The organism is Celeribacter sp. SCSIO 80838 (assembly GCF_056498065.1).
The window spans coordinates 1,527,004-1,547,936 of sequence record NZ_JAZKMA010000001.1 but is presented as its reverse complement, the minus strand read 5'-3'; the positions used below and the strand labels follow the sequence as shown (position 1 = coordinate 1,547,936).

The following is a 20,933-nucleotide window of genomic DNA, read 5'->3' as shown; positions in this document are numbered from 1 at the left end:
ACTTCGCTTCTTTGCGCGCATCGCTCCCGCACATCCTCGTGCCGGGACGACGAAGAAACGCATCACACAGGACAGAGACATGACCAAACCCGTTTACGGTGCAGCGCTTGCTGCGCTTATGCTTGCCGGTGCCGCCCAGGCCCAAGAGGCCTTTCCCGCCACGCTCAAAGCCCAGGCCGAGCTTTCCGGCCACACTTTCGTCCCCGCCCCCGAAGGCGCATCGCCCTATTACAACACCTCCGGCCGCTTCACCAATGGCGCACGCAATGAGGTTCTGTACAGCAATTTCCAAGAGGCCACCGGCCTCGCGCTGCCGTTCCCCGGCCAGCCGCTTCAGGGGTTTTCCGGCATCCGCTCCTTGGGTGACGACCGTTTCCTCGTGCTGACGGACAACGGTTTCGGCTCCAAAGCCAATTCGTCGGACATCGTCCTGATGTTCAACATCGTCAAAGTCGATTGGGAGACCGGTCGTGTTGGCATCGAAAAAACTGTCCAACTGTCCGACCCGGACCACGTTGTCCCCTTCCCGATCATGAACGAAGCCACAGAGGCCCGCACGCTGACCGGCGCAGATTTCGATCTGGAATCCATCCAGCCGGTTGGTGAAAACTTCTGGATCGGCGACGAGTTCGGCCCGTGGATCATCGAAGTGAACGGCGAAGGCGAAGTGCAACAAATTCTGGCGACTGAGCCGGGTGGCGAGCTGATCCAATCCCCCGACAACTTCTTTGTCGCCACGCCGAACCCCGGCGGCGCGCTGCCCGAGACCGTCGTCTCCTACCGCTCCGGCGGCTATGAGGGCATGGCCTTGTCCGAGGATATGAAAACCCTCTACCCGCTGTTGGAAAAGCCGGTCTATGACCCGGAAACCGGCGGTAAGAAACATGTCGGCGGCAAACCGGTTCTGTCGATGTTCGAACTGTCCACCGAGACCGGCGCATGGGGTGACACGGTGCGCTACTTCCCGCTTGAGGACGAAAACCACGCCATCGGGGATTTTAACCTGATCGAAGGCACCCGCGGTCTCATCATCGAGCGCGACAACTTCCAGGGCGATCCGCGCGAAGGCTGGTCGGAGCAACCGGCGATGTTCAAACGCATCTATCTGATTGATCTGGAACGGATGGACGAGAACAACGTTCTGGAGAAAATCGCCTACATCGACCTGATGAACATTCAGGACCCCGACGGCATCGCGCCGCGTGGCACGATGGATGGGGTCTACACCTTCCCCTATTTCACCATCGAGGATGTGGATCGTGTGGACGAGACCACCATCGTCGTCGCGAATGACAACAACTACCCCTTCTCGACCGGTCGCCAGCAAGGCCGCGTCGACGACAACGAGATGATCCTTCTCGACGTCGCGGACTTCCTGAAGGCAGAATAATTACCGCCCCGGAGCGGCCTCCCCGTCGCTCCGGGGTTCCCCCATCTGGCCTTCCCTCTTTTGGCCTCATATGCTGCGCCCGAACCATGAGGAGGCGCAGATGTGGCTTGAACGCAGAGAGCAATGGAGCGGACATTCCGAAGACGCGCGCGGTGCGGGCGATGTGGACTATGCCCGCGTGATCCATTCGGCCTCCTTTCGGCGGCTTCAGGGCAAGACGCAGATCCTCAATTTGGGCGACAGCGATTTCTATCGCACTCGTCTGACGCATTCGCTGGAAGTGGCGCAGATCGCCGGAGGTCTGGCGCGGCAGTTGGAGCAAAGCTTTCCCCTACATCCAGCAACCGCCCATCTGCCGGATCGCTCGATGATCCATGCCGTGGGTTGTTCGCATGATCTGGGCCATCCGCCCTTTGGTCACGGCGGCGAGGTGGCGCTGAATTACTGCATGCGCGAAGCGGGCGGGTTCGAGGGCAATGGTCAGAGCCTGCGAATCCTGTCCCGTTTGGAAAGCTTTTCGGCGCAGAGCGGTGCAAACCTCACCCGGCGCAGCCTTATGGGGCTGTTGAAATATCCGGTTTCTTACGCACAGGCGCGCAACTCCGCGCTCAGGCCGAAACTGAGCGACAGTCCCGCAACGCTTAAACTCATCGACACTGAGGCCTCGACCCCGCCGAAATGTTACCTCGACAGCGAGCAGGACGTGGCGGAGTGGGTGCTTTCACCGCTCTCCCCCGAAGACCGCGCAGCGCTTTGTGCCATGGGGCCGGTGGAGGCGGGAAAACACCGCAAGGCGCTGCATAAATCCTTTGATTGCAGCATCATGGATCTGGCCGATGACATCGCCTACGGGGTGCATGATCTGGAGGACGCGATTGCGCTCATGCTTTTGACGCGTGAGGATTTCGTGGCGCATGTGTCGGCGGATGAGATCGGCGATTTTCTCGACATGCTCAAAGGCAAATACCCGGATCAGTTCGGCAATGACGTCTACGGCCAGATGCTCGATGGCTTGTTCGGCGACCGCAACACCCGCAAACGCTTCATCTCGCGCTTTGTGAATTACTTCATCACCGCCGTGCAATATACTGAGCTGCCGGAGTTCAACGAGCCCCTTCTGCGTTACCGCGCCAGCCTCCCCGCCGCGCGGCGTCCGGTGTTGAAGGCGCTCAAGGATCTGGTGTTCGACGTGGTGATCAAAAGCCCCAATGTGCAGCAGCTCGAATTCAAGGGCCAGCAGATGGTGGTCTCGGTCTTCGAGGCACTCTGTTCCGATCCCGACCGGCTTTTGCCCCGCGACCATCAGGACCTCTATGCGACAAGCGCCGGCGATCTGCGGGTGATCTGCGACTATGTGGCAGGCATGACGGACGCGGCGCTGCTCAAGACCTATGAACGTCTCTTCGCGCCGCGCATGGGGTCTGTGTTCGACCGTCTCTGATCAGGCGCTCAGCTCCGGCAGAAGCGCACGGAAATAGGCCACCGTACGCTCCAGCCCCGCCTCGAGCGCGATCTCCGGCGCCCAGCCCAGCGTCTCGCGCGCCAGAGAAATCTCCGGCTGACGCTGTTTCGGATCGTCCTGCGGCAGATCGCGGAACACCAGTTCCGACGCCGATCCGGTCATCGCCACCACCTTCTCCGCAAGTTCGCGAATGGTGAACTCGGCAGGGTTGCCCAGGTTGATCGGACCGCTGACCTCGGGCCCGGTGTCCATCAGCCGGATGAACCCCTCGACCAGATCGTCGACATAACAGAAAGACCGGGTCTGGCTGCCATCGCCATAGAGCGTGATCGGCTCCCCGATCAGCGCCTGCACGATGAAATTCGACACCACGCGCCCGTCGGCATGATGCATCCGCGGTCCGTAGGTGTTGAAAATCCGCGCCACCTTGATCTCAAGCCCGTGCTGACGGTGATAGTCGAAAAACAGCGTCTCCGCACAGCGCTTGCCCTCGTCGTAACAGGACCGCGGCCCGATCGGATTGACATTGCCCCAATACCCCTCCGGCTGCGGATGCACCGCCGGATCGCCGTAGACCTCGCTGGTCGACGCCTGAAAGATCTTGCATTTCAGCCGCTTGGCCAGCCCCAACATGTTGATCGCACCATGCACCGAGGTCTTGGTCGTCTGCACCGGGTCATGTTGGTAATGCACCGGGGACGCGGGACAGGCGAGGTTGTAGATCTCGTCCACCTCGACATAGAGCGGGAAGGTCACGTCATGGCGCATGAATTCGAAACGCGGATGGCCGTGGAGATGGTCGATATTGCGTTTGGTGCCGGTGAACAGGTTGTCGGCACAGATCACATCATGCCCCTGCTCCAACAGTCGGTCCATCAGATGCGAGCCGATAAACCCCGCTCCACCGGTCACCAAAATGCGTTTTCGACTGTCGTAAAGGCGTGCCATATCAAAATCTTTCCAAAAGGTTATAAGCCCGGATCAGTCCCGGTTCCGTTCAATGATCTCCGTCGCCCGCCGGGTCTCGCTCTCGAAGGTGAGCGCACGGGCAAAGGCCTGACCGTGTTCGGCGATTTCACGCGCCTCACGGTCGTGGCTGCGCACCCAGTCGACCTTCTCGGCAAGATCGGACAGGTCCGCCTGCACCGGCACGTAATGTTCGAACGGGACAAGCGCGTCGTAATACCACTGCCGAAACCCGAACTGGCTGTCGACCTTGAGCACGCAACAGCCAAGTTTGAGCCTCTGCATGAAATTGCACCAGGCATTGGAGAACCCGTCCACGTCGAGCGCGTATTTGTCCCCGGCCCAGTCCTGCCAGTTCCGCCGCGGCCCCATGAGACCCGCCGCTGCGCATTGCGCTTCCTGCTTGTGGGTCGACCCCGGCACGAAGCGGGCATCCACCCCCTCGATTTCACGCGCGGTCATGGCAAACCGCAGGCGCTGCATCACCCAGGGCTTGTCCATATGATCGGGGTCCAGCGAAAACAGCCCGACGCTGTTGTTCTGCCCGCGCCAGTAGATCGTCTCACCGCGCGCGCCCCAATCGGGGGCCTCTTGGGCCAGACGATCCGTCTCCGCATAGCCCCGATCCCGGAAGAAATGCTGATCCGGCAAAAGCACCTTGTCGCGAAAGCAGCTTGAATAGGTAAACCGCGCCTGACCAACCGCCTCGCCATCCGAAAGGTCGCAGGACATGTGCGAGACCGATGGATCGGATTGTGAGAACCAGTAAAGATAAGCTGGGGAAATGTGACCGATCTGGTGTCTGTACTTGGAAACATTCTCAGGATTGTAGAGATAGCGTATTCCATCCCCCTCGCGAACAAGGTGGATTTCCCAATCGCTTTTCACCTCTTCAGAGGCGGAAAAAGCGAGACGGGGAAACGCGACCCCGACCCGCTCAAAATACCCCCGTATCGACTGTTCGGCTTGCTGCCCGGCAGCGACCAGCATGCGCTGGTGTCTCGCCGCTCTCCGGCGCACCCGATAGGCCTGATACCATTCCGTGTTCTTCATCGCTCGCAACATGATGCGCCGCCTCCGCCGACCGCAATCAGGTGTTGAACAGGAAGTGCATCACATCGCCGTCCTGCACGATGTAGCTCTTGCCTTCCGCGCGCATCTTGCCCGCGTCTTTCGCCCCCGTCTCGCCCTTGCAGGCGACGTAATCGTCAAAGGCGATGGTTTCGGCCCGGATGAACCCGCGCTCGAAATCGCCATGGATCACGCCAGCCGCCTGCGGCGCGGCGGTGCCTTTGCGGATCGTCCAGGCGCGCGCCTCTTTCGGGCCGACCGTGAAATAGGTCTCAAGATGCAAAAGATCGTAACCCGCACGAATGAGACGGTCGAGACCGGCCTCGTGCAGCCCCAACTCCTCAAGGAACATCTCCGCCTCTTCCGCATCAAGCTGAGAAATCTCTTCCTCGATCTTGGCGGAGATCACCACCGTACCCGCGCCCTGTTCCTCGGCCATTTTCGCGACCGCATCGGAGAAAGCATTGCCCTTGGCGGCGTTCTCTTCCTCGACGTTACAGACATAGAGGATCGGCTTTTGGGTCAGAAGTTGCAGCATGTTCCACTGCTTGCGCTCTTCTTCCGTCACCTCGACACTGCGCGCCGGTTTATCGGCCTCCAAAGCCGCCTGCGCCCGCGCCAAAAGATCGTCCTGAAGCTTGGCTTCCTTGTCGTTGCCCTTGAGCTTGCGCACAAGGTTGGCGCGGCGTTTGGCAATGCTTTCGAGATCGGCCAGCATCAGCTCCATCTCGATCACCTGCGCATCGTCGACCGGATCGACCCGACCCTCGACGTGGGTCACGTCACCATCCTCGAAACAGCGCACCACATGGGCGATCGCATCGCATTCGCGAATATTTGCGAGGAACTGGTTGCCAAGGCCCTCACCCTTGGACGCGCCCTTCACAAGACCCGCAATGTCCACGAAAGACATGCGCGTCGGGATGATCTGTTTCGAGCCTGCGATTTCCGCCAGCTTGTCGAGACGCGGGTCCGGCACCGCCACATCGCCCACGTTGGGCTCAATGGTGCAGAACGGAAAGTTCGCCGCCTGCGCCGCGGCGGTTTTGGTCAGCGCATTGAAAAGCGTCGATTTGCCCACGTTCGGCAGTCCGACGATGCCCATCTTGAAGCCCATTGCGGCCTCCTTTGTCTAAAGTCCCCGCGTGAATACGGGGCAAAGCCGCCTATATCAAGCGCCCAGTCTGCGAGATTTGAGACAGGTAAGCGAATTCCATGCTAGGCTGGCACAAACGCACAAACCGGAGCCCCGCAATGCTCGTTCCCTATTTTTATTTCAACGGCACATGTGAAGAGGCCATGACCACCTATGCCCAAGTCTTCGGCGGGCAGATCGTCGGCCTGAACCGCATGAGCGAAGCGCCCGAAAGCGAAAACATCCCCGAGGCGATGAAGGACATGGTGATGAACGCCATCCTCCTTCTGCCCGATGGCTCGCGCATCATGGCCTCCGACAATTTTCAAGGCACCTCCCCCGAAACCTCCAACACCGCCATCACCGTGGAATTTGACACGGTCGAGGCCGCACAGGCGGCCTGGGACGGGTTAAAAGACGGCGCGGAGGTCTTTGAGGACTTCGGCCCGCAATTCTGGACCGATGGTTTCGGCGCATTGAAAGACCGTTTCCACATCCGCTGGCAGATCACAGGCCCCTATAAAGAGTTCTAAACCCCAACCCTCTTGCCTCTGGCGGCAATTTGCGGCACTCCACGGTGGATCATTCGAGGAGCCGTCCCATGACCCGTATCGACGCCAAATTCGCCGAGTTGAACGCCGCAGGCAAGAAAGCCTTCGTGGCCTATGTCATGGCGGGCGATCCCGATGAGGCCAAATCGCTCGAAATCGTCAAGGCCCTGCCCGGTGCCGGGGTCGACATCATCGAACTGGGCCTGCCCTTCACCGACCCGATGGCCGACGGCCCGACCATCCAATTGGCCGGTCAACGGGCGCTCGATCAGGGCATGACGCTCAACAAAACCCTCGCCATGGCCGCAGACTTCCGCAAAACCGACGACACCACGCCGATCGTGCTGATGGGCTATTACAACCCGATCTATTCGCACGGCGTCGATCAGTTTCTGGTGGATGCGGTCAATGCCGGGATCGACGGGCTGATCGTCGTGGACCTGCCGCCCGAGGAAGACGACGAGCTTTGCATCCCGGCACAGAAAGCGGGCCTGAACTTCATCCGTCTGGCAACCCCCACGACCGATGACAAACGCCTGCCCACCGTGCTGCAAAACACCTCCGGCTTCGTCTATTACGTCTCCGTGACCGGCACCACCGGCGCCGCCGCCGCCTCCGGCGCCGATGTCGCGCCCGAAGTGGCCCGGATCAAATCCAAGACCGACCTGCCTGTGATCGTCGGCTTTGGCGTGCGCACCCCGGAAAAAGCCGAAGAGATCGCCGCGGTCGCAGACGGCACCGTCGTCGGCTCCGCCATCGTAAACGAGATCGCACAGGGCAAATCCGTCGCAGAGGTCGCAGCTTACGTGAAATCTCTGGCGGATGGTGCACACCGCGCCTGATCCTGTTCCGGCCCCGTTCTGTATATACAAAAAGCACGGGCAACCGTGCTTTTTTCTTGCCCCTCGCCCTGAATCGCCCTAAGTGCAGCCCCCTAAAGCCGTTCCTTTTTGACCTTTGGGGGCCCGTTGGGGGAATGAGATGATCCAGACGCCTTACTACCTGATCGACAAGGCGCGCCTGCTTCCGAACATGGAGAAAATCGCCCGGCTGCGCGAGGCCTCCGGTGCGAAGGCCTTGCTTGCGCTCAAATGCTTCTCCACATGGCCCGTGTTCGATGTCATGCGCGATTATATGGACGGCACGACCTCGTCCTCGCTCTATGAGCTGCGCCTTGGGGCCGAGAAATTCGGCAAAGAGACGCACGCCTATTCCGTCGGCTGGGCCGATCATGAGATCGACGAGGCCGTCAGCTTCGCCGACAAGATCATCTTCAACTCTCTCGGTCAGCTCGACCGCTTCGGCGACAAGGCCAAGGGCATCGCCACCGGCCTGCGCCTCAACCCGCGGTTTTCGACCTCCGGCTTCGACCTCGCCGATCCTGCGCGGCCGTTTTCGCGGCTGGGCGAATGGGACATGGCCCGGCTTGAGATGGCCGAAGGTCGCATCAACGGCGTGATGATCCATTACAACTGTGAAAACAAAGACTTCGCCCTGTTCTCTGAACAACTCACCCGCATCGAACGCGATTTCGGCACCTTCCTGAAACGGCTCGATTGGGTCTCTTTGGGCGGCGGCATCCATTTCACCGGCGAGGGCTATCCGCTCGACAAGCTGGCGGATCGGCTGAAATCCTTCTCCGACACCCTCGGCGTGCAGGTCTATCTCGAACCCGGCGAGGCCTCGATCACCCGCTCCACCACGCTGGAGGTCTCCGTTCTCGACATCATCGACACTAAAAGTGAAGATCGGGGCAAAAAAGTCGCCATCGTCGACAGCTCCATCGAAGCCCATATGCTCGACCTGCTGATTTATCGCGAAACCGCCAAACTGCCGCAGACCGGCACGCATGACTACCAAATCGCGGGCAAGACCTGTCTGGCCGGCGACATCTTCGGCGATGCCAAATTCGACAAACCGCTGGAAATCGGAGATCAAATCTCCATCGACGATGCCGCCGGTTACACAATGGTTAAAAAGAACTGGTTTAACGGGGTGAAAATGCCGGGGATCGCCATTCGCGAACTCGACGGCTCCGTCAAACTGGTGCGTGACTTCGGTTACGAGGATTTCGTCGCGGCGCTTGGCTAAGCCCGCTCCATTCACCACCCGAAACGATAAGGGGGTCTCTACAGTTGAAACAGAACGTACTCATCATCGGCGCCGGCGGCGTCGCTCAGGTCGTCGCGCATAAATGCGCCCAAAACAACGATGTGCTTGGCGAAATTCATATCGCCAGCCGGACGCTTTCGAAATGCGAAGCGATCCTTGAGTCGGTCCGTGAGAAGGCCGCGATGAAACAGGAGGGCGTTCTTGAGGCCCATCAGGTCGATGCGATGGACAGCAAAGCCGTCGCCGCCCTGATCGAGAAAACCGGCGCGCAGATCGTGATCAACGTCGGTTCGGCTTTCGTCAACATGACCGTTCTGGACGCCTGTATCGAGACCGGGGCCGCCTATATCGACACGGCGATCCACGAAGACCCGACCAAGATCTGCGAAACCCCGCCCTGGTACGGCAACTACGAGTGGAAGAAACGCGATCTCTGCGCTCAAAAAGGCGTCACCGCCATCCTCGGCGCGGGCTTCGATCCGGGCGTGGTCAACGCCTATGCGCGCTTTGCCATCGACATGATGGACGAGGTCAAATCGATCGACATCGTCGATATCAACGCGGGTTCGCACGGCAAATATTTCGCCACGAATTTCGATCCGGAGATCAACTTCCGCGAATTCACCGGCGTGGTCTACTACTGGGAAGACCAGCAGTGGAAAGAGAAAAAGATGTTCGAGTCCGGCCGCGACTGGGACCTGCCGGTCGTGGGCACCTGCCGCGCCTATCAGTCCGGCCATGACGAAGTGCATTCGCTCGCGACCAACTACCCTGAGGCCGATGTGCGGTTCTGGATGGGCTTTGGCGAGCATTACATCAACGTCTTTACCGTGCTGCAAAACCTCGGCCTTTTGTCCGAACAGCCGGTGAAAACCGCCGAAGGCCAAGAGGTTATCCCCCTCAAAGTCGTCAAGGCCGTGCTGCCCGACCCCTCCTCTCTCGCCCCCGATTACGAGGGCAAAACCTGCATCGGCGATCTCGTGAAAGGCGTGAAAGACGGCAAACCCTTCGAGGTTTTCGTCTACAACGTGGCGGATCACAAAGAGGCCTATGAAGAGGTCGGCTCCCAAGGCATTTCCTACACCGCAGGCGTGCCGCCCGTCGCCGCCGCCATGCTGATCGCCTCGGGCGAATGGGATGCCAAAACCATGAAAAACGTCGAGGAACTGGACCCGAAACCGTTCTTCTCCATCCTCGACAAGATCGGTCTGCCGACCCGCGTTCAGATCGGCGGGCTTGGCGGCGAAGACAAAGCCTGGGACGCCTGACCCCACATCGAACTCCCGAAAAGGCCCGCAATTCGCGGGCTTTTTCATGGGATTTAAGCGAATGGAAAGGCGAATCGCTCAGCCTGCCTCTGTCTGACCTCAGAGGCCCTCATGCGCGCATTCTATTCCTTCCTCCTTTTTCTCTTTCTGAGCCTGTCGCTGGCGACGGACGGCGCGAAAGCCGACACCACCGCCGAATATGATCGCCAGATTCAACTCATCGGACGTCAAAGCAGCCTCGGCCATCGCCTCGTACGCAGTCTCTGTTTCGCCCAGTCCGGGATCGACACCGCCCGCAATCTCCGCGTGATGGAGGAAAGCCGGGCAGAGATTCAAACCGCGCTGCACACCCTTCTCGAGGGCGATCCCGCCCGTGGCATCGCCGCCATCGAGAATAGCAATATCCGCACCCAGATCGGCTCTCTCGAAAGGGTCTGGAGCGCGCTCGACAAAAAAGCCACGGCCTTTCTCGACGGCGCTGAAATGAGCGACGAAGAGGTGCTCAAGCTGACCTTCAAGGCGGACTCTCTCGAAAAACTCTGGCGCAATGTCAGCCAGTCGCTCGAAACCATGACCTCCGTCGACAGCACGCCCGAAAACCTCGCCCGCGCCCGCGTCATCGTCACCGCAACCGACCAGAACCGTCTGCTGCAACAGGCGGGCAAGGACGCCTGCCTGATCCATCTCTCCGGAGGTCCCGCTCAGGCCGAGGGTCCCGTGCAAGACCTCACCGCGGCGCTGGCGACCTTCAATCGCAACATTTTCGATCTGACCTTCGTGCGCCCCGCCGCCCTCGATGCGCCGCCGCAACCCGAAGTGATGGAACAGGCCGCCTTCGACACCTGGCAGATCTGGGTCGGGCTCGAATCCCTGTTTCAGGGCGTGGCACAGCCCGGTGAGGCGGAGAGCCTCGACATGCTGCTGCCGGAGATCTCCTTTTCCGTCGAATATCTCGATCAGGAGTTGCAGGACACGCTCAAGGTGTTCCTGAGCCTGTAAACCCGCCCCCTTGCGCCGGATTGCACCTTGGCTCCGCCCGGAATATGTGCGAATTGGTTCGACAAGCAAACCAATTCTCCACAATGACCTCGGGAGAGCACTCATGCCCGTCATCACCAATATCGACGACCTGAAACGGCTGCACAAAAGGCGCACGCCGAAGATGTTCTATGACTATTGCGAAAGCGGCTCCTGGACCGAGCAGACCTTTCGCGAGAACACCTCCGATTTCGACAAGATCCGCCTGCGCCAACGCGTCGCCGTCGATATGGAGGGCCGCTCCACCGCCACCAAAATGATCGGCCAGGACGTCGCCATGCCCGTGGCGCTCGCCCCCGTCGGTCTCACCGGCATGCAGCGCGCCGACGGCGAGATCAAAGCCGCGAAGGCGGCGGAGAAATTCGGCGTCCCCTTCACGCTCTCGACCATGTCGATCTGTTCCATCGAAGACGTCGCCGCCCACACCACAAAACCCTTCTGGTTTCAACTCTATGTGATGCGCGATCAGGACTTCCTGAAAAACATCATCCAGCGCGCCAAGGATGCCGGTGTCTCCGCTCTCGTGCTCACCCTCGATCTGCAAATCCTCGGCCAGCGCCACAAAGACCTGAAAAACGGCCTCTCCGCCCCGCCGAAACTGACCCCCGCCGTGCTCGCCGATCTGGCGACGAAATGGGGCTGGGGGCTTGAGATGCTTCAGACCAAACGTCGCGGCTTCGGCAATATCATCGGCCATGCCAAGAACGTCGACGACCCCTCCTCCCTGTTCAAATGGACCGCCGAGCAATTCGATCCGCGTCTCGACTGGGGCAAGATCGAAGCGATCAAGGACATGTGGGGCGGGCCTCTGATCCTGAAAGGCGTGATGGAGCCCGAAGATGCCGTGATGGCCGCGAAAACCGGTTGCGACGCCATCGTCGTGTCGAACCACGGCGGACGGCAATTGGACGGCGCGCTCTCCTCGATCCGCGCCCTGCCGCCGATCCTCGACGCGGTGGGCGATCGGGTCGAGGTCCATCTCGACAGCGGCATTCGCTCCGGTCAGGACGTGCTCAAGGCGATGGCGATGGGCGCGAAAGGCACCTATATCGGCCGCGCTTTCATCCACGGCCTCGGCGCCATGGGCGAAGAGGGCGTGACCAAGGCGCTCGAAGTGATCCACAAGGAAATGGACATCTCCATGGCGCTCTGCGGCCGCAAACATATCGAGGATGTGGATCGCGACATCCTGCGCGTGCCGGAAGATTTCGCCGGTCGCTGGGCCTGACTCCAAAGGCGCCCTCAGGGCGCCTTTGACACCAACCGCCCGGTGCGGGACATCCGCTCGAATTGCATCACCGCAGGGGCGACCAGAGCCAGCAACAGCGCAAGCGCCAAAAACGCTCCGCGCAACCCGACATGTTCCGCCAGAAATCCCATGGCGGAGGGACCGACGAAAAACCCCGTGAACCCGACCATCCAGGCTCGCGACAGTGCCAGATTGCGCTGACGCCGGTGCACCCGCTTGCCCAGAAGCGAGGTCGCCGTCGGCACGATCACCGCAAGCCCCGCCGCCGCGATGCCGATGCCCAGAAGCGCCACACTCAGCACCTGCGCCGTGGACAAAAGGAACACCCCGGTCATCGCCAGAAACCCGGACCACATGAGCACCCGCGCCTCGCCAAAGCGCTGCGTGGTGACATAGCCCAGAAGCCGGAATATCCCCATCACGAGCCCCAGCATGGCCGGGCCGAATGCCCCATGCCCCGCCGCCACACCGAGATCGCGCTCAAGAAAGATCGACGACCATGTGTCGACCGCATTCTCCCCCACGAAAGAGGCAAAAAGCATCACTGCGATCAAAATGATCGCCCGCCACGGCAAACCGCCCGTGACCGGCGCCTCGTCCGGATCGTCCGGCACCTCCTCCCAGCCGCGTTCTATGGTCAGCACCGAAAGCCCCGCGACCACCAGCCCCATGAGTGGAAAGATCACCTCCATCGCCACGCCATGCGCCCGCAGCGTGCCGGTCACAAAGGCCGACAGCCCGAAAGCCAGCGAAAACGCCCCGTGGTTGAGGGTCATCAGATGCAGCCCCGATGCCCCCTCAAGCGAGGAAATCCGCAGGTTGGCGTTGATGTCGAAACTGCCGATGGACATGCCCATGGCGATCATCACCGCGAACAGCATCACGGAGGTCTGCGCCACCACCGGCAATTGCAGCGCCAGCACCGAAAACACCCCCAGCACCGGCAAGACCCGGTGCCCCAGAAGGGCGAACAGCCGGGGCGCCGCGAAGATCGCCAGCATCCCCCCCGCCGCCGAGCCGAGAAGCGCCAGACCGAACAATGCATCCGACGCGCCGGTTTGAGCCTTGATCACCGGGACCATGGCGGAAAAACAGCCCCAACTTGTCCCGGTGGCAGCAAGCGCCACCAAAGGGGCTCGCGAAACGGCGATGGCGCGAAAGAGAGACTGTGCCATGGCGCCTCCTGAAGTGTGTTTTACATATTTTGCGGATGGCACCCGGCAGAATGGAATGAAACCTCAAAGCGCTTTGACATCAGTTAGAACAGGTACGCCCTCACCGGCAACAGATATTTGCGCAGGGCCGTTGCGCGGAAGTTGCGCAGAAACGGAAAACCCCTTTCCATTTCACCGATTCCCGTGTAAGGCCACGGCTTCACGCGGGACTACAGCCTTGGAGGAGTTCCGCCACAACCTAGGAGAATTAAAATGGCTGGTGAGATTCCTGATCTTATTGCCGTGGAACGCGCGGGGACGGGCAAGGGCGCCGCTCGCAAAGCTCGTCGTGAGGGCTACGTTCCGGGGATCGTGTATGGCGACGACAAAGAGCCGCTTCCGATCAACATCAAGTTCAACGAACTGCTGAAACGCCTGAAACAGGGCCGTTTCCTGTCCACGCTCTTCAACCTCAAAGTTGAAGGCCAGGAAGACGTTCGTGTGATCTGCCGTGGCGTTCAGCGCGATGTCGTGAAAGACCTTCCGACCCACGTCGATTTCATGCGCCTGCACCGCAACTCCCGCATCAACCTCTTCATCCCCGTGGTGGTTGTTGGTGAAGAAGCTGCTCCGGGCATCAAACGCGGCGGTGTCGTGACCCACGTCCGTTCCGACGTTGAGCTGATCGTGACCGCGTCCGACATTCCGGACCACATCACGCTGGACATCACCGGCGGTAAAATCGGCGATGTGTACCACATCTCCGACGTTACCCTGCCGGAAGGCGTCAAGCCGGTCATCGAGCGTGACTTCGTGATCGCCAACATCGCGGCTCCGGCCGGTCTCGGCGCCAGTGCCGACGACGAAGAAGAAGCCGCAGCGGAATAATCCGCAGACGTCTTCGGACAGATTTGAAACGCGGGTCCTTCGGGGCCCGCGTTTTTCTTTGCGCAAACCGGTCGACCCTCACCGGGGTCCGACAAAAGTCCGACACAAAGCCGACGCAAGTCCGACAGCGGAAAATCCCGTTCTGACGGCAAGAGATTGCATGCCCCCGCCCCCACCCATATGGTGCCGGTAACATGTTACAAGAGGGGAGAGAGGCCATGCGTCTCTTCGTCGGCCTCGGCAATCCGGGCGCGAAATATGCGGGCAACCGCCACAACATCGGCTTCATGGTTCTGGACCGGATCGCCTCCGATCACGGCTTTACGCCTTGGCGTGCCAAGTTTCAGGGCCTGACCTCCGAGGGCCGTCTCGGCCGCGACAAGGTCGTGTTGCTGAAGCCCGAAACCTTCATGAACCTCTCCGGTCAATCGGTCGGCGAAGCGATGCGGTTTTACAAGCTCACCCCTGCCGATGTCATTGTGTTTCATGATGAACTGGACCTCGCCCCCAGCAAGGTCCGGACCAAGACCGGCGGCGGCCATGCGGGTCACAACGGGCTGCGGTCGATCCATCAGCACATCGGCCCGGACTATGACCGCGTGCGTCTCGGCATCGGTCATCCCGGTCACAAAGACCGGGTCGCGCCCTATGTGCTCTCCGATTTCGCTAAGGCGGATCTGGACTGGCTCGACGATGTGATCCGGGGCTGTTCCGATGGCGCAGCGGCCCTCGCGGATGGCGAAACCGCAAAGTTTTCCAACGCCGTGGCGCTGCGCACCGCGCCGCCACGCAACTCGACCGGAACAAAACCGCCCAAGGCGCCCCCCGCCCCACAAGGCGAAGCCCCCAAAGAAGACACCCGCACGCCATTTGAGAAGTTAAGAGATAAATTTCAATGACTTGGAAAAACGCATTTTCAGCACAAGCCAAATCCTGCTGCGACCTCGGATCGTCTTTTACCGCCGAATTGCTCGATAGTTTTGTCACATTTGGACTGCCGGATGGCCTGATCGGCGCGCGTATCGCCCATTGGCCCGGCGACATTTCCAGCAACGGCGCCTCCGTGCCGCTCCGCCTTGCGGGGGCGCTCCATGGGCTGGTTCTCGAAGGTCGCGACACGGAGTTAGCGGCGTTTTATCCTCCGCATCCCTTGGCCGAACCTGCGGAACTCTATAACGCCGCCTGCGCCGCCATTTCCCGTCACGAGGCCTATATCGACCAGCGCCTCAACGACGCGCCGCAAACCAACGAAGTGGCCCGCGCCAGCGCCCTGATCCTTGCCGCCGATGCGCTGGCCGCGCAAACCGACCTGCCGATTGTGCTCTCTGAACTGGGCGCAAGCGCCGGGCTGAACCTCAATTTCGACCGCTTCCGGCTTGTCACGCCTGCGGGGGATTTCGGCCCGTCCGACAGCCCCGTGGTCCTGACGCCCGACTGGCGCAGCCCCGCGCCCGCGCCGCATGGTTTCACCATTACCGAACGTCAGGGCGTCGATCTCAGCCCCCGCGATCCGGTCGCGGAACGCATCCGGCTTTTGTCGTTCATCTGGCCCGATCAGACCGCGCGGTTTCATCGCATCGAAGCGGCGCTCGACATCGCCGCAACCCAACCGCCCAAAGTCGCCAAATCCGATGCGGTGGACTGGCTTGCCGAACGGCTGTCAGAGGCCCATCCCGGGCATTTGCATCTCGTTTATCACACGGTTGCGTGGCAATATTTTCCGGCAGAGGTTCAAACCCGTGGCGAAGCGATTTTGGCCGAGGCCGGGGCGCGAGCAACGACAGAAGCCCCGCTGGCCCGCCTCGCCATGGAAGCCGACGGGCAAGGCCCCGGTGCCAAACTGACGCTCACGCTCTGGCCCGACGGGACGACGCATGATCTTGGGCGGTTTGATTTTCACGGACGTTGGATCGACTGGTCCCCGCCCCGGTTCTGACGGAGAAGGACATGGAAAAAGCACCTGCTCTCAATGTCTTGGGCGAGGTTCTCAGCCCCTGTTCCACCACCCCGCTCACCGGCTATTTCCGCGACGGCGCCTGCAACACCTGCGCCGAGGATCACGGCAGCCACACGGTCTGCGCGGTGATGACGGCGGAATTCCTCGCCTATTCGAAATATGTCGGCAACGATCTTTCGACACCCCGACCCGAGTATGGCTTTGCCGGGCTGAAACCGGGCGACCAGTGGTGCCTCTGCGCCAGCCGGTTTCTTCAGGCCCATGATGAAGGCTGTGCGCCCAAGGTCTCGCTGAGCGCAACACATCTGCGCGCGCTCGACATCGTGCCACTTGCGATACTCGAACAGCACGCGCTTGACGGCTAACTCAGGCCACTTGCTCCGCCGCTTCTGGCAGAAAACGATCCTCCATCAGATCGTCGAGAAACAGGCTCAAAAGCTGCGAAGCGCCATTGACCCCCGCCTTGCGATAGACCGCATTGGTTTGCGCCTTGACGGTCCCTTCGGAGGTTTCGCGCAGCCGGGCGATCTCCGCGATGGGAAAGCCTTTGATCAGGAAAAGGGCCACCTCGCGTTCGGCAGGCGTCAGCCCCCATTCGGAAAAGCGTTCTTCCAGCACATCGGCAAAGGCCGAAGCCGCCCGGCGCAGCTTACCTTCGGCCAAGTTCCGCCGCACCATCGAACGACGAAGCGCCAGCCCGCCCATGATCACGCCCAGGATCAGGCCAAGCGCGGCGCCCAGTTCGATGACCTCGCGTATTTGCCAGGAGATGGGACGCGCGCGCAGGCCGAGGACTGAGGCGACAATATCGAACACGAAAAACACGGCACAGAGGCTCTGCACCATGAGGATAATGGCAAGGAGAGCACTGTCTTTCACCGGATCCTGCCCTCAGTCATCATCGTCGTCATCGTCATCGTCGCCGCTGTCGTCGTCGCCATCATCGTCGTCCCGATCATCGTCCCGACTCGTTTCACCACGTTCACGACCGCCGCGGTCACTGTCCCGATCATCGTCCTCCTCCTCGATCTCCCAGTAATCACGTAGGATTTCTCCCGTCGCGGGGTTCACGATAATCTCTCGCCGCATCGTATCGTTTTCCGCCACGATCCGGGTCCGCCCCAGAAGCGTCCGCCCCATGCTGATCTTGGTATAGCCCTGTGCCTTGAGCTGGGCGACCACCTGATCAATCACGCTCGCCCCCTGCGCCAGGGCGGGCGAGGCGGTCAGAAAACTCGCGGCCAGAAAACTCGTGGCAAGTCCGGTGATGAAAAGCCTGCGGTGCATGATGTCCTTTCCTGTCCTTGCCCCTTGCTTACCATAGAGACGGCCTGCCCCACCATGGGACAGACCTCTGATGTCATATCTGCAACCGATCAATCATCGTCATCGTTGTCATCACGGTCATCGTCCCGATCGTCATCGCGGTCATCGTCATAGCGATCATCATCCTCACGGTCGTCATCGTTTTCGACCTCGACGCCATCGACCATTTCACCGCGATCATCATCCCTGATCTCGTCGCGCCATTCTGCATCGCTCAGAACCTTCTCTCGCTGCACCACGACCTCCCCACTGGCATTGTCGATCCGCAGATCGACCTCCTTGCCATCGATATAGACCTCGACCTCGGTATAGCGGTAACCGCGGTCGATCTCGATCCGGGTCGCGCCCGGATACATCGCGACGATCTCTTCCGTGGTGGGTTGCGCCACGGCGACCGTCGCACCAAGCGTGGTGACGAGTGCTGAAACCATGAAAACCTTATGCATCGGAGTGTCCTTTCCTGTGCTCTTTAACAAATTCGATAGATCGGGCCATCTTGGCCACGGCCTCAGATTTGTGTGGAATGCAGCAGGTCGGCCATTGGCATGAGGTTTAGCCGGGTTTACGCGCCAGTCTCTAAACCTTTGGTATTCGACCATAAACTCAGGTTTAAAGTGTCCAAATAAAGGAAAAGCCGCCCCAAAGGACGGCTTTTCCTCAAACTCTGCGGGTTTCTTTACTCCGCGTCGCGACCCTCATCACCTGCAAGATCCGCCCCAAGATGGCGCGCCACGGTAAAGATATCCTTGTCGCCCCGCCCCGAAAGGTTCACGACGATGATGTGATCCTTCGGCAAATCGCCCGCGATTTTCATCACATGCGCAACCGCATGGCTCGATTCGAGCGCCGGGATAATGCCCTCGGTCCGGCAACAGAACTGAAACGCCTCAAGCGCCTCCTTGTCGGTGATCGAGACATATTGTGCCCGGCCCGTATCGTGCAGCCAGGAGTGTTCCGGCCCAATCCCCGGGTAATCGAGCCCTGCGGAGATCGAATGCCCCTCGAGAATCTGCCCGTCCTCGTCCTGCAACAGATAGGTGCGGTTGCCGTGCAGCACGCCCGGACGCCCACCGGTCAGAGACGCGCAATGTTCCATCCGGTCATCCACGCCATGCCCGCCAGCCTCGACACCGATGATGCCAACGCTCTCATCGTCCAGGAACGGGTGGAACAGTCCCATCGCATTCGAGCCCCCGCCAACAGCGGCAACCAGCGTATCGGGCAAACGCCCCTCGCCTTCCTGCTCGGCCAGTTGCCAACGCGTCTCCTGCCCGATGATGGCCTGAAAATCGCGGACCATCGCCGGGTAGGGGTGCGGCCCCGCCACCGTGCCGATGCAATAGAAGGTGTCGCGCACATTGGTCACCCAGTCGCGCAACGCATCGTTCATCGCGTCCTTAAGCGTGCCACGACCCGATTTCACCGGAATGACTTTCGCCCCCAGAAGGTGCATGCGGAACACGTTCGGCTTTTGCCGCTCAACGTCGGTCGCGCCCATGTAAACGATGCATTCAAGCCCGAATTTGGCACAGACCGTCGCCGTCGCAACCCCGTGCTGCCCCGCACCGGTTTCGGCAATAATACGCGTCTTGCCCATGCGGCGCGCGAGCAGGATCTGCCCCAGCACGTTGTTGATCTTATGCGCACCCGTGTGGTTGAGCTCTTCGCGCTTGAGGTAGATCTTCGCGCCGCCCAACTCCTCGGTCATCTTCTCCGCGTAATAGAGCGGGCTCGGACGCCCCACGTAATGCTTCCAGAGATCGCGCATCTCGTCCCAGAATTCGGGATCGTCCTTGGCCCTGTTATACTCTTCTTCAAGAGCGAGGATCAGCGGCATCAGCGTCTCGGAGACGAAGCGCCCGCCGTAAATGCCAAAGCGCCCCTTTTCGTCCGGGCCACTCATGAAACTGTTGAAAAGATCGTTCATCGCGATGCTCCCTTGCGGATCGCCCATGGATGTAGCGCAGGGGCCGCGCACGGTAAAGCGCGCCCGTTTCCTTTGCTGTCGAAATACTCGAAAAAGCCCGTCAGGCGGCGCGGATCGCCTCGATAAAGGCGCGGATCTTGCCTGCGTCCTTCACCCCCGGCGCGCTTTCCACGCCTGAGGACACATCCACCTGCTTCGCACCGGTCATCTGGATGGCCAGGACCACGTTCTCCGGCGTCAGACCGCCCGCCAGCATCCAGGGCCGGTTCCAGCCGCGCTTGGAAATCAGCCGCCAGTCGAACGCGAGACCGTTGCCGCCCGGCAGATCGGCCCCTTTCGGCGCCTTCGCATCGACCAGCAACTGATCGCAGACCATGCCATAGGCGTCGAGCGCCTGCACATCCGCAGGCTCCGCAACCCCCACAGCCTTCATCACCGGAAGCCCATAGCGTGCACGGATTTCCGTCACCCGCTCCGGGCTTTCCTTGCCATGAAGCTGCAACATGTCGAGCGGCACCTCGCCGGTGATCCGGTCAAGCTCCTCATCCGTCGCATTCACCACAAGCGCCACCTTGGCCACGCCCACCGGCACCTCAAACGCCAGAGCGCGCGCGGCCGGAATCTCCAGATGCCGCGGCGATTTCGGGAAAAAGACAAAGCCAAGATAATGCGCCCCGGCCTCGACAGCCGTCGCCACCGCTTCGGGCGTTTTCAGCCCGCAGATCTTCACGCGTGTATCCATGGGATTGACCGCTCAGCGTTCCAGAAGGGCAAGCACCTCGTCGCCCTCCTTCTTCGCCTTGTCCACCTTGAGCTTGTCGACCTCGCGGGCAAGCTGCTCCTTCTCGCGCTTATGCGTGACGGCGGCGGAGCGGTGCTTGTACTCACGCATCCATTCCCAGACGAACCCGATCAGCAGCCCCCCGATGATCGCGCCAAAAATGACCACGAACAGCGGTAGCTGGACGGAGAGGGAAATGCCGGAAAGCGTCGCCAGTTCACCCGGCAACAAATACAGCGTTACGACATCCCGGTTGGCCAGAGCCATGGTGACAAGCACCACGGCAAGTGCTCCGAGGAAAGCATAACGGATATAGCGCATGTGAAGTCGACCTTATTCTTCGTTCAGACGGTCGCGCAGCAGCTTGCCGGTCTTGAAGAAGGGCACGTGTTTTTCCTCAACGGGAACACTGTCGCCGGTGCGCGGGTTACGCCCCATTCTGGCATCCCGCTTCTTGACAGAAAAGGCCCCAAATCCGCGCAGCTCCACCCGGTCGCCGCGCGCCATGGCTTCGATAATTTCTTCGAAGATCGTGTTCACGATCCGCTCGACATCGCGTTGGTACAAATGCGGATTTTCGTCTGCGATCTTCTGGATCAGCTCGGACCGGATCATGAAGTCTCCCCCTGGATGGCGCGTTTCTTGTGACGTTTTCGTA

The 20,933-nt window shown here is 60.6% G+C and carries 23 protein-coding genes; 12 read left to right on the top strand and 11 right to left on the bottom strand.

The window, feature by feature from the left end:
* Nucleotides 1–79 precede the first annotated feature (79 nt).
* Nucleotides 80–1,390: an esterase-like activity of phytase family protein gene (locus V1475_RS07760; protein WP_479412283.1), complete on the top strand. Its 1,311-nt coding sequence runs from the start codon at nucleotides 80–82 to the stop codon at nucleotides 1,388–1,390.
* Between the two features lie 100 nt (nucleotides 1,391–1,490).
* Nucleotides 1,491–2,831 carry an anti-phage deoxyguanosine triphosphatase gene (locus V1475_RS07755; protein WP_479412282.1) on the top strand — a complete coding sequence of 447 codons (1,341 nt, stop codon included), beginning with the start codon at nucleotides 1,491–1,493 and terminating at the stop codon, nucleotides 2,829–2,831.
* Here the strand turns inward: V1475_RS07755 and V1475_RS07750 are convergent, their stop codons facing one another.
* The 3 genes from V1475_RS07750 to ychF form a co-directional block, all read right to left on the bottom strand.
* Nucleotides 2,832–3,800, bottom strand: coding sequence for a UDP-glucuronic acid decarboxylase family protein (locus tag V1475_RS07750; protein ID WP_479412281.1), 969 nt, complete (start codon nucleotides 3,798–3,800; stop codon nucleotides 2,832–2,834). It abuts the gene before it with no gap.
* Nucleotides 3,801–3,833: 33 nt separating this feature from the next.
* On the bottom strand, nucleotides 3,834–4,550 hold the full coding sequence (locus tag V1475_RS07745) for a glycosyl transferase family 90 (protein WP_479412280.1): 717 nt from the start codon (nucleotides 4,548–4,550) through the stop codon (nucleotides 3,834–3,836).
* A 358-nt stretch (nucleotides 4,551–4,908) separates the two neighbouring features.
* Nucleotides 4,909–6,006 carry a redox-regulated ATPase YchF gene (gene ychF, locus V1475_RS07740; protein WP_479412279.1) on the bottom strand — a complete coding sequence of 366 codons (1,098 nt, stop codon included), beginning with the start codon at nucleotides 6,004–6,006 and terminating at the stop codon, nucleotides 4,909–4,911.
* 137 nt (nucleotides 6,007–6,143) lie between these two features.
* On the opposite strand from ychF, the gene V1475_RS07735 reads away from it, so the two are divergent.
* The 6 genes from V1475_RS07735 (at nucleotide 6,144) to V1475_RS07710 (ending at nucleotide 12,221) form a co-directional block, all read left to right on the top strand.
* Nucleotides 6,144–6,557: a VOC family protein gene (locus V1475_RS07735; RefSeq protein ID WP_479412278.1), complete on the top strand. Its 414-nt coding sequence runs from the start codon at nucleotides 6,144–6,146 to the stop codon at nucleotides 6,555–6,557.
* Between the two features lie 68 nt (nucleotides 6,558–6,625).
* Nucleotides 6,626–7,417: a tryptophan synthase subunit alpha gene (gene trpA, locus V1475_RS07730; protein WP_479412277.1), complete on the top strand. Its 792-nt coding sequence runs from the start codon at nucleotides 6,626–6,628 to the stop codon at nucleotides 7,415–7,417.
* Nucleotides 7,418–7,556: 139 nt separating this feature from the next.
* Complete coding sequence (locus V1475_RS07725) at nucleotides 7,557–8,666, top strand: carboxynorspermidine decarboxylase (protein WP_479412276.1); 1,110 nt, start codon at nucleotides 7,557–7,559, stop codon at nucleotides 8,664–8,666.
* A gap of 44 nt (nucleotides 8,667–8,710) precedes the next feature.
* Complete coding sequence (locus V1475_RS07720) at nucleotides 8,711–9,955, top strand: saccharopine dehydrogenase family protein (protein WP_479412275.1); 1,245 nt, start codon at nucleotides 8,711–8,713, stop codon at nucleotides 9,953–9,955.
* 111 nt (nucleotides 9,956–10,066) lie between these two features.
* Nucleotides 10,067–10,954: a hypothetical protein gene (locus V1475_RS07715; protein WP_479412274.1), complete on the top strand. Its 888-nt coding sequence runs from the start codon at nucleotides 10,067–10,069 to the stop codon at nucleotides 10,952–10,954.
* A gap of 103 nt (nucleotides 10,955–11,057) precedes the next feature.
* A complete protein-coding gene (locus V1475_RS07710) occupies nucleotides 11,058–12,221 on the top strand; it encodes an alpha-hydroxy acid oxidase (RefSeq protein WP_479412273.1) in 1,164 nt (387 codons plus the stop codon).
* A gap of 14 nt (nucleotides 12,222–12,235) precedes the next feature.
* On the opposite strand, the gene V1475_RS07705 is transcribed toward V1475_RS07710, so the two are convergent.
* Entirely contained in the window at nucleotides 12,236–13,417 is a 1,182-nt protein-coding gene (locus tag V1475_RS07705; protein WP_479412272.1) for an MFS transporter, read from the bottom strand.
* Nucleotides 13,418–13,669: 252 nt separating this feature from the next.
* Between V1475_RS07705 and V1475_RS07700 the strand changes: the two genes are divergently transcribed.
* The 4 genes from V1475_RS07700 (at nucleotide 13,670) to V1475_RS07685 (ending at nucleotide 16,606) form a co-directional block, all read left to right on the top strand.
* The gene (locus tag V1475_RS07700) at nucleotides 13,670–14,284 is read left to right on the top strand and encodes a 50S ribosomal protein L25/general stress protein Ctc (protein ID WP_479412271.1); all 615 of its coding nucleotides are present in this window, start codon (nucleotides 13,670–13,672) and stop codon (nucleotides 14,282–14,284) included.
* Between the two features lie 218 nt (nucleotides 14,285–14,502).
* A complete protein-coding gene (pth, locus tag V1475_RS07695; protein WP_479412270.1) occupies nucleotides 14,503–15,183 on the top strand; it encodes an aminoacyl-tRNA hydrolase in 681 nt (226 codons plus the stop codon).
* Nucleotides 15,180–16,220: a DUF2332 domain-containing protein gene (locus V1475_RS07690; RefSeq protein WP_479412269.1), complete on the top strand. Its 1,041-nt coding sequence runs from the start codon at nucleotides 15,180–15,182 to the stop codon at nucleotides 16,218–16,220. Before pth ends, V1475_RS07690 begins: the two co-directional genes overlap by 4 nt.
* An 11-nt stretch (nucleotides 16,221–16,231) precedes the next feature.
* Nucleotides 16,232–16,606: a DUF2237 family protein gene (locus tag V1475_RS07685; RefSeq protein WP_479412268.1), complete on the top strand. Its 375-nt coding sequence runs from the start codon at nucleotides 16,232–16,234 to the stop codon at nucleotides 16,604–16,606.
* Nucleotide 16,607: 1 nt separating this feature from the next.
* Here V1475_RS07685 and V1475_RS07680 read toward each other — a convergent pair whose 3' ends face one another.
* From V1475_RS07680 to ihfB, 7 genes are all read right to left on the bottom strand, one after another.
* Entirely contained in the window at nucleotides 16,608–17,120 is a 513-nt protein-coding gene (locus V1475_RS07680) for a helix-turn-helix transcriptional regulator (protein ID WP_479412267.1), read from the bottom strand.
* 12 nt (nucleotides 17,121–17,132) lie between these two features.
* Nucleotides 17,133–17,528 carry a hypothetical protein gene (locus tag V1475_RS07675; RefSeq protein WP_479412266.1) on the bottom strand — a complete coding sequence of 132 codons (396 nt, stop codon included), beginning with the start codon at nucleotides 17,526–17,528 and terminating at the stop codon, nucleotides 17,133–17,135.
* An 89-nt stretch (nucleotides 17,529–17,617) separates the two neighbouring features.
* Nucleotides 17,618–18,013: a hypothetical protein gene (locus V1475_RS07670; protein WP_479412265.1), complete on the bottom strand. Its 396-nt coding sequence runs from the start codon at nucleotides 18,011–18,013 to the stop codon at nucleotides 17,618–17,620.
* Between the two features lie 230 nt (nucleotides 18,014–18,243).
* Nucleotides 18,244–19,494, bottom strand: coding sequence for a tryptophan synthase subunit beta (gene trpB, locus V1475_RS07665; RefSeq protein WP_434288875.1), 1,251 nt, complete (start codon nucleotides 19,492–19,494; stop codon nucleotides 18,244–18,246).
* Between the two features lie 100 nt (nucleotides 19,495–19,594).
* The gene (locus V1475_RS07660) at nucleotides 19,595–20,236 is read right to left on the bottom strand and encodes a phosphoribosylanthranilate isomerase (protein ID WP_434288876.1); all 642 of its coding nucleotides are present in this window, start codon (nucleotides 20,234–20,236) and stop codon (nucleotides 19,595–19,597) included.
* A 12-nt stretch (nucleotides 20,237–20,248) separates the two neighbouring features.
* Complete coding sequence (locus V1475_RS07655) at nucleotides 20,249–20,596, bottom strand: LapA family protein (protein WP_434288878.1); 348 nt, start codon at nucleotides 20,594–20,596, stop codon at nucleotides 20,249–20,251.
* Between the two features lie 12 nt (nucleotides 20,597–20,608).
* Nucleotides 20,609–20,890, bottom strand: a complete 282-nt coding sequence (gene ihfB / locus V1475_RS07650) for an integration host factor subunit beta (protein ID WP_066706248.1) — start codon at nucleotides 20,888–20,890, stop codon at nucleotides 20,609–20,611.
* Between the last annotated feature and the right edge of the window lie 43 nt (nucleotides 20,891–20,933).